Origin of the sequence: Streptomyces mirabilis (genome assembly GCF_039503195.1) — a bacterium.
GTDB lineage: Bacteria > Actinomycetota > Actinomycetes > Streptomycetales > Streptomycetaceae > Streptomyces > Streptomyces mirabilis_D.
The window spans coordinates 10934998-10948206 of record NZ_JBCJKP010000001.1; the positions used below are offsets into that span (position 1 = coordinate 10934998).

Annotated in this window: 10 protein-coding genes and 3 pseudogenes; 5 read left to right on the top strand and 8 right to left on the bottom strand. The window is 69.4% G+C overall.

All coding sequences use genetic code 11. The features are described 5' to 3' along the window. Positions 1–80: 80 nt before the first annotated feature. From AAFF41_RS50255 to AAFF41_RS50270, 5 genes and pseudogenes are all read right to left on the bottom strand, one after another. The gene (locus tag AAFF41_RS50255) at positions 81–206 is read right to left on the bottom strand and encodes a hypothetical protein (RefSeq protein WP_319753883.1); all 126 of its coding nucleotides are present in this window, start codon (positions 204–206) and stop codon (positions 81–83) included. A 200-nt stretch (positions 207–406) separates the two neighbouring features. Continuing rightward, the gene (locus AAFF41_RS52105) at positions 407–880 is read right to left on the bottom strand and encodes a lysylphosphatidylglycerol synthase transmembrane domain-containing protein (RefSeq protein WP_351521831.1); all 474 of its coding nucleotides are present in this window, start codon (positions 878–880) and stop codon (positions 407–409) included. Between the two features lie 28 nt (positions 881–908). Continuing rightward, a pseudogene (locus AAFF41_RS50260) lies at positions 909–2675 on the bottom strand (lysylphosphatidylglycerol synthase domain-containing protein); the annotation flags it as partial. 749 nt (positions 2676–3424) lie between these two features. Beyond that, positions 3425–3673, bottom strand: a complete 249-nt coding sequence (locus AAFF41_RS50265) for a DUF1003 domain-containing protein (RefSeq protein WP_343326210.1) — start codon at positions 3671–3673, stop codon at positions 3425–3427. A gap of 664 nt (positions 3674–4337) precedes the next feature. Beyond that, positions 4338–6722, bottom strand: a complete 2385-nt coding sequence (locus tag AAFF41_RS50270) for an ATP-binding SpoIIE family protein phosphatase (protein ID WP_343326211.1) — start codon at positions 6720–6722, stop codon at positions 4338–4340. 672 nt (positions 6723–7394) lie between these two features. Here AAFF41_RS50270 and AAFF41_RS50275 point away from each other — a divergent pair. Then, positions 7395–7721 carry a TetR/AcrR family transcriptional regulator gene (locus tag AAFF41_RS50275; RefSeq protein ID WP_343326212.1) on the top strand — a complete coding sequence of 109 codons (327 nt, stop codon included), beginning with the start codon at positions 7395–7397 and terminating at the stop codon, positions 7719–7721. Between the two features lie 95 nt (positions 7722–7816). Here the strand turns inward: AAFF41_RS50275 and AAFF41_RS50280 are convergent. Next, positions 7817–8621, bottom strand: a pseudogene (locus AAFF41_RS50280) (IS5 family transposase). A gap of 134 nt (positions 8622–8755) precedes the next feature. After that, positions 8756–8968, bottom strand: a pseudogene (locus AAFF41_RS50285) (helix-turn-helix domain-containing protein). A gap of 221 nt (positions 8969–9189) precedes the next feature. Between AAFF41_RS50285 and AAFF41_RS50290 the strand changes: the two are divergent. From AAFF41_RS50290 to AAFF41_RS50300, 3 genes are all read left to right on the top strand, one after another. Then, positions 9190–9516, top strand: coding sequence for an ankyrin repeat domain-containing protein (locus AAFF41_RS50290; RefSeq protein ID WP_319754792.1), 327 nt, complete (start codon positions 9190–9192; stop codon positions 9514–9516). Positions 9517–9834: 318 nt separating this feature from the next. After that, positions 9835–10356, top strand: coding sequence for a DinB family protein (locus tag AAFF41_RS50295; protein ID WP_343326213.1), 522 nt, complete (start codon positions 9835–9837; stop codon positions 10354–10356). Between the two features lie 97 nt (positions 10357–10453). Then, on the top strand, positions 10454–11437 hold the full coding sequence (locus tag AAFF41_RS50300; RefSeq protein ID WP_425526221.1) for a transposase family protein: 984 nt from the start codon (positions 10454–10456) through the stop codon (positions 11435–11437). A gap of 341 nt (positions 11438–11778) precedes the next feature. Here the strand turns inward: AAFF41_RS50300 and AAFF41_RS50305 are convergent, their stop codons facing one another. Further along, complete coding sequence (locus AAFF41_RS50305; RefSeq protein WP_319754789.1) at positions 11779–12639, bottom strand: SDR family oxidoreductase; 861 nt, start codon at positions 12637–12639, stop codon at positions 11779–11781. Positions 12640–12766: 127 nt separating this feature from the next. Between AAFF41_RS50305 and AAFF41_RS50310 the strand changes: the two genes are divergently transcribed. Next, complete coding sequence (locus tag AAFF41_RS50310) at positions 12767–13162, top strand: winged helix-turn-helix transcriptional regulator (protein ID WP_319754788.1); 396 nt, start codon at positions 12767–12769, stop codon at positions 13160–13162. The last annotated feature ends 47 nt before the right edge of the window (positions 13163–13209 follow it).

Consider the following 13209-nt stretch of genomic DNA (forward strand, 5'->3'; position numbering starts at 1 on the left):
GGCTCGGCCCGGGGGCGGGACTGGCCGGGAAGGGTCCTCCCAGCAGACAAGCTCCAACAGACCCTGGTTCTCCAGGGCGTTCACCTGCTGCTGGTGCGGTGGGAGGAGCTCCGTGTCCAGCGTTCAGCCGTGCCCGCCCGCCCGCGCTCGCGCAGCGCCTCCAGCACCGACAGCGCGACACGGCCCACCCGCTCGGCTGACGCCACCGACGAACGACGGAGGGCGCCAGGCCTCATGCTGCGGGTGCTCGGTCCGCCGGACGGACCATCTGGAACCGTTGACGTCGAGAGCTGCTTGGAGTACGGGCTGCCCGGCGACGGTGGCCCCCTCACCGGTTACCGCATCGTCCGAGGCTGTCCGCCCTCGAGATCCGCGAGCAGGCCGGAATGACCGAACGGCAGCGGTGTCAGACGTAGCCCTTGCGCTGCACGAAGCCCAGGGCCAGGGCGCCCAGCGGCACGTTCAGCCAGAACGTGAGCAGCCGGTAGACGAGGACCGCCGAGGTGGCTGCGCCGACCGCCAAGCCGAGCGCGGTCAGACCGGCGATGAGGCCGGCTTCGAGGGCGCCCAGTCCGCCGGAGACCGGAGTTGCGTTGGCTACGAGGCGTGCCGCCATGTAGACGGCGCCAACCTGGGCGAAGGGAAGATCGCCGCCGAACGCGTGCACGCTCAGCGCGAGTCCGACGATCTGGATGAGGGGCAGACCGAGCGCGCCGGCGACGAGGAGGGTCAGCTTGGCGGGGTCGGACGCGATCCCGGTCACGGTCGACGTCGCCGCGTGCAGGAACGGCCACACCTTCTCGCGCAGGAAGCGCCGGCCGGGTGGGGTGACACCGAGCAGACACCCGGCCGCGAGGGTCAGGGCGACGGCCGGCAGCACGTACCGGCCTGCTCCCGGCGGCGACCACGGCGTTGGAGACGGCGCCGGCCAGGCTCTGCAGCCCGACGGAGGCCGTGGCGGCCCCGGTCTCGATCCCCGTCTTCTGCAGATAGCGCAGGTTGAGCGCCATGCCGCCGACGTTGCTCGGGGTGATCCGGTTCAGGAACGAGCTGGCGAACTGCACCTCGTACGTGGGGCCGAACGGCAGCCTGGCCGGAATGGTGCCCATTTGCAGGCAGGTGGAGAACGCCTGGGAGATGAGGGTGACGGGCAGTACGGCGAGCACCCACCACCAATTGGCGTCGCGCAACGCGGTGAGCACCGCCGAGGCGTTCGCGAACTGCGGCAGCACGAGGTGGAGGATAAGGAACGCGCCGACCAGGCCGAAGACGCTCTTCCAGGTGAAGCGCGCGAGGTGCGCGAGTGGAGCCGGCTCGGCACCGGTCGCCCCCACGACCTCGGCGGAGAGGTCGCGCAGCAGGCTCGGCCGGCCGCCGGGGCGCACCGTGCGCCGCTTGGCGCCCGTCCCCGCCGCCCGCGCGCGGGCCTGGTCGTACCGTGCGACCTCGCGCCGTGCGGGGCCGAGCAGCGCGAGCGGCTGCAGATAGGGCAGGGCCGTCGCCAGCAGCCGCGGGCCGAGGCCGGCCAGCGCACACTGGGTGGCGCGGTGCGCCCCGACATGTGTCGCGGTGGTGGCCAGCAACTCGGCGATGTCGCTGCCCAGCGCGTCGGGCCTGGCGTCCAACTGGGCGCGTGCGAACGCGGTGAGCCGGGACGTACCGTCCGGCTCGACGAGGATGTGCTCCGGGAGCAACGCCCGGTGTGCCAGTCGGTGCTTCTGGAGGCGGGCCACGGACGTCCACACCCCGGTGAGCACCTGGTCGGTCATCTCCTCGCCCGGGAACGGGGACAGCGGACGGGCAGCGCGCTCGACCGTCACCAGAAGTGCGCCGCCCCCGGCCACCGGGTACGCGATCACCGGCTCAGCCACCCGGGCGCCGGTACGGCCTGCGAACACGAGCATGAGGAGCTCGTGCTCGACCGCGGCGAGCGGGGAAAACGCGGCCGTGTCGGCGGGGTGGCGCAGCATCGTGAGCCGGGCGAGCCGGTGGAAGAGATCGCGGTTGCGGTCCTCGGGGCCGAGCACCTGTACCGCGAGCCGCGCACCGGTGGTGGTCTCGGCGCCGTAGCGGACCCCCTCCCCGGGGCGCCGATCGGGTGACGGCGTCTCGCGCAGCGCGGCGAGCGGGATCCCGCACGCGACGAGTGCGTCGGCAACCGCCTGCGGGGCCGGTCGGTCCGCCGGGCCTCCGGCCACCAGCAGCACGGCCGATCCGGCCACGCCTCCCACGGCGAGCGCGGCGGCCGCTTCCAGCGGCACGACGGCGGCGGCCGCGACGCTAAGCCCGGCGCACACGACGGTCAGCGTCCACCACGTCCGCCGCAGACGCGTGTCCAGCCAAGGGCCCGCCGCGACGACCGCCGCCGCGCAGGCGGCCAGGTACACCGCCGACGGCCAGCCGGCGTGCACCAGCCCGCCCCGCCCCGCCAGCACCTGGGGCCACAAGTCCGGTCTGCCGCGTATCAGGGCCAGGTGGGTGACCGACCACGCGACCAGTGCGCCAAGCGCCGCCGCGGGCACCACCCGCAGGATCGCGTCGCCCCGCCGCCGGGCGACCAGTACCCCGAGGGCCAGTACCGGCGTGATTAAGGCGACCACCTGCACCGGCCCGACGAGACCGTCCCGCAGGCCGGGCGGTAGGGCGGTCGCCGCGTCGAGCAGCCCCTGCTGCATCCTCCGGGTGGACGCGCGCGTCGCGACGGCGGGCAGCACCGTCACCACCAGAAGTGCGCTGGACACCAGCAGCCGCGACAGATCGGCGGCCCGGCGCACGTCGCGCGGCGGCGGAGCATCGATCACCGGCGCCGCCGCGGCCTGCGCACCCCCAGCGGCGACGGAGGGCAGGTTGGTGCCAGGGTGCTCACTCACAGCCGGCTGCCCCAGAGGATCCGGCCTTGGTCATGGCGGCTCCTCATCGGCGGGCCGAGGCCTGGGGCTCGCCGTGGTTCTCCGGGAAGCATACGAGCCCTCGCCGGTTGTGAAGGCCGGCGTCTGCGCTCGTCCTCGGACATACCTACCGAGAAACCGTACGACTCGGGCCCGCTCCTCCTGAGCCCGTCGCGCGGCGCCAAGTTCCGCGAGGGGCAGAAGAACACGGAGCTGTCCATGCCATGGCAGGCGCGTGCTGCTGCCGGTCCCAGTAGACAATGAACGGACTGTCGGTGGATCATGACGCTTGCTCCCGGAGGCGGAGCGGTCTGGTACAGGACATCGTCGCCGTCGGGCGTGCACCCCGGCTTCAGCCGACCGACTGATGCGGGCACTCATTCGGAGGACTGCGCGGCGCCGTTCATCCGGGCGCGGTTTTCCGCGATCAGTTGCTGCACCTGTCGCTCGACCTCGTCGGGGTCGACACCCAGGGCATGTCCCATCTGGGCCGACCACACCTCCGAACGGAGATTGGTCTCGAAGTCCAGGTCGGCTCAGACGTTCTCACGGGCTGCCTGACGGTTCTGGCTCACCATCACGAAGGTGGACAGGAAGGTCGCCTCCAGGCTGACGATCATGGTGAGCAGTCCGAAGGGATAGGGGTCCCAGACCGCCCAGTGACCGATCAACCCCAGGTTGCACAGGATCCAGACCGTGAACCAGGCCGCGTGCGGGTAGACGAACTGCATGGTTCCGGCGAAGGCGGTGATCGCGTCGGCGATCCGGTCCTGAGATCCGCGCATCCGGGTGAAGACAGCCAACTCGTGGCGCGGCCCGATGTCTGGCAAGTGCGCCGCAGATCCCATGACCACTCCCTGACCGCTACCCACCGGACGACACTGTCAGCGTATGTGCCGGAGGCGGGTCCCGCTCTTCCGCCATTCGACCGCGTCCTCCGGCTGAACTGCCGGACATCTCCACAGCCCGTCATATGCCCGCACGAGGCGTTCCATCACGCGGGCAGCCTGTCGGGCGCCTACTCCTTCCAGGTCGTCGTCCCGCGCAAGGGAGCGGCGCGGGCCGACAGTTCCGCGCGCGGTCCTCCCGCCAGCCGGCTCCACCAGGCACGGACTCTCAAGGGCGCTGACGCTCTGTTGCCGCGGCAAGAGGAATTTGCTGTCCAGCACCCAACCGTGTACGGCCTCATCCTTGCGCTCATGCAAGCTTCCAGGACCCACAGCGCCTGTGTGTTTTGGGTGTTCGGGGAAGTATTGTCCGGCGTGCCTCCCTGCTCCGAGAGCGCTCGTAGCGCATGAGAATCAAGAGCGGCGCCCTGATCGGTTCCGCTGCGACAAGTCGTCACGGTATGCCTGGCCGGGGGGCCGGTTGGGTCCGCACGTGAGGCAAAGTGACCCTACTGCGCTGGCATCGGAGCCGGGTTGTCGGACAAACGACCCAATCCCAGAACTATCCCGACCTGCCTGACGGCAGCGGGAGAGGTTGTTCGGTCCAGACGGTCTTGCCGTCGGAGGTGTAGCGGACGCCCCAGGTCTGCGCGAGCTGCGCGCAGATGAACAGGCCCCGTCCGCCTTCGTCGACCGTCCGGGCATGGCGCAGGCGTGGTGCGAGGGCACCGGTGTCTTGGACCTCGCAGGTAAGGACGCGGTGCTTGATGATGCGCAGTCGCACGGGCGGAGAGCCGTAGCGGACGGCATTGGTCACCAGTTCGCTGACGATCACTTCGGTGGCATACGCGGTCTCGTCGTCCACGCCCCATGTGGCCAGCTGCTCTCGGGCACGAGCGCGCGCCGTGCCGACGGCCGAGGGATGGTGGTCCAGATGCCAGGTGGTGACCTCGTCAGCGGGAATGGCGCGGGTCCGGGCCAGGAGGAGGATGGTATCGGTGGGACGGCTATCCCTGCGCAACCGGTACAGGGCGTCATCGCATATCTCCTGCACGGGGCGCTCAGGGCAGTCCCCCAGCACCTCCCGGAGGGAGTCCACCTTGCCCAGGCGGCCCGATGGGCAGGAGGGCAGGAGGGAGACGGTGTAGAGGGCGAGGATGCTGCCCTCCGCGACGCCAACCGTGGTGGCGGCAAAAGGCGGTCCTTCGGTACTGCCCAGCGGAGGTCCACTGGGGTGATCGAAGATCTCGGTGGTGCCGTCCGGGTGGGTGATCACGGGTGGTGGATGGCCGGCCCGGGCGATGGTACAGGTGCGGGCAATGGGGTCGTAGACCGCATACGCACAGCTTGCGGTGAGCGGCTGATGGCGCAAGGGATCACCGGTGGGAAGCGCGGCCCGTTCACCGGCCAGGCGCGTTGCGGTGTCGTTGAGGCGTGCGAGGAGTTCGTCGGGGTCCACGTCGAGTGCGGCCAGGGTGTGGATGGCGGTCCGCAGCTGGCCCATCGTGGTCGCGGTGTGGATGCCCTGTCCGGCAACCTCGCCGACCACCAGCGCGGTACGGGCGTTCGGCAGAGCGAAGATGTCCACCCAGCCGCCCGCTCCCTGGCTGCCGGGCACGAGCAAGGAGGCGGTTTCGAGGGTAGGGTCCGAGGGCCGCCATGGCGGCAGCAGATGGCGCTGGATGGTTGTGGCGATCGTATGCTCGCGGGTGTAATGCCGGGCGTCGTTGATGCACAGGGCCGTGTAGTCAGCCACTTCCTTGGCGAGGGCGACATCCTTTTCATCGAAGGCACCAGCGTGCTCCGTTCGATACAGGCTGATCAGTCCGATCACGGTGCCGTACAGCGTCAGAGGCATCACGAGAAGTGCGCGGACCCCGGAGGCGCGGATCGCGCGGGCACGCAGGGGGTCGGCCGCCAGCCAGGGCGTGTCAGGACCTAGGGGGACAACGCGAGGCTTGAGGTCGCCCAGAGTTTGTGCGTAGGGGGTCGGGAACGGCAGAGCGCGCACGTCGTCCACCGGATGCGCTTGCACCTGCTGCTCGACATCCCCGTGCCGAAAGGCCATGCGGCGCAACGGGACACCCTGATCGAGAGGAGCGAGCGGGGGTTCCTCACCCCGCACCACGGCATCCACCACTTCCACCACGGCGGCGTCTGCGAAGCCTGGTACGAGGGCTTCGACCAAGTCGCGGCAGGTGGCCAACACGTCGAGGGTCTGTCCCACCCGCTCCCGTACCAAGCCCCAGACACGCAGACTGGCGACCGCCCGCTCACGGTCGCCGGCAGTAGCCAGCACTGCCGCCACCCCCAGATTCGCACCGTGCCGGTCCTCCAGGCGGAATGCCGAGATGTCCATGATGCGCGGTCGGCCCGAAACGCCCCTGGGAGACACGTACACCACGCGCTCGGGGGAGGGCGCCCCGCTGTCCAGCACCGCGCGGAGCATCGCCTCCACCTCGCCGGGGGGCGAGAACTCGTAGGCGTCGGTGAGTCGGCGCCCAAGGATCCGTTCCAGGGTCCCGCCGCACATCTTCTGTGCGGCGACGTTCGCCGCCGCTATTTGCAACCCCGTGTCCAGAACGTACAGGCCAACCGGTACCCGGGTGAACAAGGCCTCAAGCACCACGGTGCCTCCATCAGGCGCCGGTGCTCCGTAAGTTGGCGCCTGGAAGAGGCCCCAGACCAAAGAGCCGTCCTGACGTGGCAGGGGTCGCACCCGCAAGTCTTTGGCGACAACGTGGCCGCTCGCGTCGTACAGCGCCACTTCATCTCGACCCGGTTCCGCTTGCTGGTCAGCCACAGCTGCTGTGCGGGCCAGCCAAGGCGTGATGGACCGCCCGAGCACCTCATCCGCTCCACGCCCCAGCAATGCCTCTGCCTGGCGGCTCCACTGCACCACGATGCCCGAGCCGTCCACGACCATCAGCGGATCATCGCCTGCCACGGCAATCGCCTCCCTCCCCTCCCAGCCTGCCCTCACTCTTCCTGCGCCGCGCATCGGCCAAAGCCGCAACCGGCAACCCGACCCCCGCAGGCCGACCGAAGGTGGCTCCTCCAGATCCCGCGGACCTGCGCCCGCCCCAGCGGAGGTGCCCGGCCCGTGAACGCCCACCGGGCAGCGGGACTGTGCCGGATGGTGTGGAACGAGGGCAGTAGCGGCGGTCCGGGGATGAGCCGGCGTCCTTGCTCTCTCCGGTGATCTGGTCTTTGGGGGAGCTGACGGAATGCGCTGGTCAGGCACCAACTTTTAGGGCGGGCTGTTGCCCGGAGAGCGCGCCCGGGGGTCGACGGTGTACACCATCAGGTCGGCCACGGATGGGTCGCGCCGGATCGGCCGCAGCGCACCGCGCCTCTGCAGTGGCCGCATGGAGAGGGCCTTCCCGGATGAGATGGGCGCCTCCTCGTGCGCCACATCCTCAGCCCGCCCGACCACGGGCCGCTGGCGACCTCCAGGGGCAGGAATCACGGGCCGTCCCGCCCGTTCGGGCGCCGTACGCAGGTCCGCAGGAGTGACCGCCACCACGGGCGGCGAGTCCCCCTCGCTCGCCTACGGATTGATAACATACATTGTATGGAAAGAGTGAAGCGTACCCCTAGAGGTACTCGGAAGAGGGATGTGCCTCTGACCGAGGCAGGGATCTGCACCTCCGCCCTGCGGCTCATCGATGCGGACGGGGTCGAGGCGCTCACGATGCGCAAACTCGCCGCCGCGCTGGACGCGAACCCCATGTCGCTGTACCACCACGTGCCGAACAAGGAAGCCTTGCTGCGTGGCGTGGCGAGAATGGTCGGCGCCCGGTTCCGCACCGTGACACTGGAGGACGCTCCCTGGCAGGAGCGCATGCGCCTGCTTGCCACGGATTTCCGGACGTTGGCACACCGCCATCCCAACCTCATGGCCTATTCGTTCAGCCAGCCGGACTTCATCCAGCCCGAAGATTGAGTAGGCGCGGGCGCCGTGGCCGGTGACGGCTCCGTTTGAGTCCCGCCGAGCGCTTCTCGCGCACGTGACTTGGAGCTGGCGCGGATGGTGGTCCGTCACGGGGTGCGGCGGGGACGGTCCTCCCAGCGGTGAGTGGTCCACGCTCGGCGGATCAGACTGCGCGCGGTGATGATGGTGTCGGCGAGGTCAGCGGGCGAGGCGGTGGAAGGCGTTCTGCCAGGTGTGGGTCCGTTCGACGTACCACCTCTGGCTTGCCTGGACGGGCGCCTTCTCACCCCTGTGCGCGATGCGGCCGTGCAGGCCGCGTTCGTCGAGCAGGGTGCGGGTCTTGTCCGAGTCGTAGCCGGCATCCAGGTGCACGGCGATGTCGTCGGGGAGCGGTCCCAGGTCGTCCAGGCGGTCCAGGGGCGGGGCGAGTAGCGGGGAGTCGTGCCGGTTCGCTCCGGCCAGCACGCGCCCCAGCGGAATTCCGTAACCGTCCGTCATGCCCGAGCGTTTCAGGCCCTGTTTGCCGCGATCGACCGGTGAGCGCCCCGCGGCCTCTCCGCCGCTGGGGGCTTTGGTGATGGAGCCGTCGACGGCGATCTGGTCGAGGAGGAGGCCGACGATCCGGTCGTAAGACTCCAGGGCGATTTGCTTGAGTTTGGCGAAGATGCCGAGCCGGATCCACTCGTCGCGGCGGTTGCGGATCGTAGTGGCCGAGCAGGTTGTGTCGGCGATCGGCTGGTAGGAGCAGCCGAATCGCAGGAGCTGCAGCATCTTGGCGAAGACGATCCGGTCGCTGATGCGTAGGCGGTGGCAGCCCAGCTGATGCGTCGGTGCGTAGGTCGACCGCTCGGGCAACAGAGCGGCGAATTGGCCCCAGAGCGGTTCGGTCAGCCATGATGGAAGTACTGGCACAGGTCTCCCCGATGATCACAGAGCGTCGCAACTCCATGATCACCAAGACCTGTGCCTGCTTTGCTACTGGGGTACCACCACCGTGTCTATCTGCGAGGCCTCTTGACCGGGCCGGAAATCCATAACTGCGGTGGTCAGGCTGCGGGCTTGCGGCTGGTGCCTCCCCGGGGACGGAACTGAGTCCCGGCATCGAGCAGGAGGCGGTGCACACCGGCCTACGAGCGACCGGAGCCCTCGGCCAGAGCCCGGATGGAAGCCCCCGCCTCGTACTGGACCTTCAGCCTGGCAGCGACCTTGTCGCGCTCCGGTCCGGGCCTCAGCTTGCGGGCCGGCGTCTTTCTGGACATGAGCGGTTCCCTCCCCGAAGTGACGACGGACCCCCGTGATCCCACGCACTGCCAGCGATCGGGCACCTCGTCATCCGAACCGTGCTGCGCGTGGACTCCAGCGCAGCTGCGTGTCGTCATGGGCAGCCACCCGGCCGAGCTCGATGGTGTTGCCGGAAGTTTCCACCACATCAGCTGGGGGCCCCTATGTCCTTCGTCGAGCCGTCGTGATGATGGCTGGCATGACGGATGAGGTTCAGGGCTTGGGTCGTGAGAGCCGCCGGGGGTGGACGCCGCTGCCGTTCGCGGCGGATGAGCAGGATGCCGCGGCTGTCGGCTCTCTCCTGGCGGCGGGTGCGGAGGTGGATGCCCCCGACGAGCAGGGCAATACGCCTTTGTGGCGGGCGGTGTTCACATTTCGACGTGATGGCGCGGTGCTGTCGCTGCTGGTCGATGCCGGGGCCGATCCGGACATGGACAACCTTCATGGCGTGAGCCCGCGGCGCCTTGTCGGCTGGCGTATTGGTTCAGATGTCGCGGTGCATCTCGGGGATCGTCCTGTCTCATAGTGCAGTTTCCGCAGGTCACGCGGCTTTGGCGGGCTGCGGCTCATAGAAGGTTCCGTTGCGGAGCACGAGTTCGACGTGCTCTTACGGGCTGCCCCGCGATTGCTGAGATCTGAGCGCATGACGCCGCTCGGGACTGACAGCGGTGGAGAGGGGGCTGCCCCGCGTTGCTCCACGGCATGGGGAACCCTGTGGTGGATCCGGCATGGATCGCCGATGCTCTTGAGCATGTCCAACAACGTCGATACACATCGTGATCACGACCCACGAACCGCGGGCTCCTCCAACGAACGGTCCGCCCGGCACTTTGGGTGGTCGAATATGTTCGTCGACCCCGGTGAGGACCCGCGGACCGATGGAGGGTTCGAGGGTGAGCGGGCCGTCCTCACGGGGTACCTGCGCGACCAGCGGCTGACGCTCGAATTGAAGTGCTCCGGTCTCGATGCCGCCGCCCTGGCTCGTCGTTCGGTGGAGCCGTCCAATCTGTCGTTGCTGGGGCTCGTGCGCCACATGGCCGGGGTGGAGCAGAAATGGTTCCGGCAGGTACTGGCGGGGCAGGCTGCGCCGCGGCACTACCGCTCCGATGGCGACCCCGACGGAGACTTCAACGGCGCGGTGCCCGACCCGGAGGTCGTCGCAGAGGCTTGGACCACCTGGCGGGCAGAGGTCGCGTTCGCCGAACGGTTCACGGCCGAGGCACCCGATCTCAGCGTCACCGGCACGGTCGGCCAGGAGCCGATGCAACTTCGGGAGGTGCTGGTGCACGTGATCGAGGAGTACGCCCGGCACAACGGTCACGCCGACTTTCTGCGTGAGCGGATCGACGGCCGAGTGGGGCAGTAGACGGCGCAGCGGGATACCGAGCCCACGGATTCCGCCCGCCCCTTGCCGACCGCGCAGGGAAGAGTGACGCAGCGATGGCCGTGCGGGTTCTTGTGGTGTGAACATCAAGCAGGCCCGCGCGGCCATATCGCATCCAGCCTTCTGCGGCGTCTCGCCTCAGCATCTCGGCGAGTTGACCGAAGAACTCGCTCCACGCTGGGAAGCGCGCTGCGAGTCCGGCCGCCGTGAGCGGCGCCAGGGTGCTCGCCGACGGCAGGCCGGCGCCGGACCGAAGTACGAACTGGTCTTTACCGACCGGCTGCTGGTGACCCTGGTCCACCTGCGCACCGGTCTCACGCACGAGGCCCTGGCCGTGATCTACGAGGTGGGCTCCTCCACCATCGGCCGCGCGATCAGCGAAATCCGCCTGCTGCTGGCCGAGCGCGGGTTCGCCGTGCCCGACCGACCCGGCCTCCGGCTGCGCACGCTGGAGGACGTATTCGCCTACGCCGCAGCCGAGAACGTGACCCTCAGGATCGACGGCACCGAGACCCAGGTACGCCGTCCCAAGGCGCACCGCCCCGGTCGGCGGGCCTTCGTCTCCGGCAAGCGCAAGCAGAACACAATCAAGACCACGACAATCAGCGACCATCAGGGCCGTACCCTCTGGTCCGGCGCCATGCGGCCCGGTCGGATGCACGACCAGACCGCGATCCGTACCGAGGGGATCGCCGAGCAGTTCCGGCTGCACCCAACAGTCAGGGCCGAGGTCGACGAGGGCTACCGGGGCCTGGCCAACGAGTTTCCCAACCAGGTCAGCGCACCGCCGAGGAAACCGACTGACATCGACAACGCACCGCTGACCGAGCGGTACGGATGGCGTGAGATGCGTCGCCGCCAGTCGTCCCGCCGGATCTGCGTCGAGCACGCCAATGCCGAACACCGGCAATGGCAACCCCTACAGCGGTACACCGGCCGGCGCGAGGAGTACGGGGAGATTCACCGGGCCGTAGCCGGCCTGGTCTCCGACCGCGCCGCCAAGCGGGCCACCCGACGCAAGCCCAGCTCCGAACTCGTCCTCGCCCGCTCGATGGCCTGCTGAATCAGCCACTAGCTGAACCCCAGGCCAGCACGCCCCAACATCAATCGCGGGTCAGCCCGTTAGACGGCCGCCTTGCGGCCGGACGAGTGTAGGCCGGACAGCCCACCGAAGAACCAGTACGCCAATCGATCGAATCACACCTGATTCCCGATAGACCCTTGCGGCGAACGCAGTATCGAGGGGTGATGCGGTGGGTGCTTCGCCATGGCGGCCCGCGCGGGTCGGGGACCACAGGCCGGGATTACCCCCTTCGCCGCCGCCCCCCGGCCCCGGGACCTGGTCCGGGGGCGGTGAACACCGCCCGGGTGTGCGGTGGTGGCGTCCGCCGCCGGGAACCCGTGTCAGCGCAGCGCGTCGGCGACCGCGTCGGCCAGGGACGTGGTCGGCCGTCCGATCAGGCGGCTCAGGTCGCCGGAGCCGGTGAACAGCTCGCCGCGGCCCAGGCCGAGGTCGGCGTCGGCGAGGACGTCCGCCAGCGCGGTGGGCAGGCCCACGCTGGTCAGCGCCTCGGCGAGCTTCTCCGCCGGTAGATCGGTGTAGGCGATCGGCTTCCCGGTGGCTGCCGAGACCGTCGCGGCGAGCTCGGCCAGGGTGAAGGCCTCGTCGCCGCCCAGCTCGTACACCGCGCCGGTGTGGCCTTCGGTGGTCAGCACGGCCGTGGCGGCCTCGGCGTAGTCGGCGCGGGAGGCGGCGCTGACCCTTCCCTCGCCCGCGGCCCCGATGACCGCGCCGTGCTGGAGGACCAAGGGCAGCTGAGCGGTGTAGTTCTCCAGGTACCAGCTGTTGCGCAGCAGCACGCTGGGGACGCCGTGCTCACGCAGGTACTCCTCGGTGGCGCGATGGGTCGCGGCGAGGATCGTGGTGGCTGTGTCGGCGTGCGCCATGCTCGTGTACGCCACCAGTGACACACCCGCGGCCAGCGCCGCGTCGATGGCACGCCGATGGTTGGCGAGGCGCTCGTCCACGGGGATCGAGGCCGAGATCAGCAGCAGCTTGTCGGCTCCCGCGAAGGCCGCCGCGAGGCTGTCCGGGTCGGCGAAGTCGGCCCGGCGCGCCACGACACCGCGGTCGGCCAGGTCCTTGATCCCGGCGATGTCCCGGCCGGTCGCGACGATCTCCGAGGCGGGAACTCCGCGCCGCAGCAACGCCTCGACGGTGAGCCTGCCCAGCTGACCAGTGGCTCCGGTGACAACGACTGACATTGACGATCCTCATTTCCGCCGCGGCCTTCCGCGGCACGGGGTCCACTATGAACTCGTGACTTACCATCAGGAAGTAGCCACCTTTCGGTAAGGTAGCCACCTGTCGGAAAGCAATGAGGTGAGGGCTGTGGCAACCGTCAAGGCTGTGACCGAGGCGACATCGTCGTGGGACCCGTACGCGCGCGGCTGCCCGTCACGGGACCTGCTCGACCGGATCGGCGACAAATGGTCGATCCTCGTGCTGGGCGAGCTTGGCGAGCACGGGGTGTGCCGGTTCACCCAGCTGCGCACGCGGTTGTCGGGGGTGAGCGAGAAGATGCTCACCCAGACGCTGCGTGCCCTCGAACGCGACGGTCTGGTCCTGCGAACGATTTACCCGGCGGTGCCGGTGCGGGTGGAGTACGCGCTGACGCCGCTGGGCGAGACACTCCGGGAGCCCCTGAAGGCGCTCAAGGAATGGTCGCTGCGGCACACGACGGAGGTCCTCGCCGCCCGAGAGGAGTACGACGCCCGCACCAGCTGACACCACGTCACGTTGCTGGACGTCAACAAACCACCGCTAGTACTCCA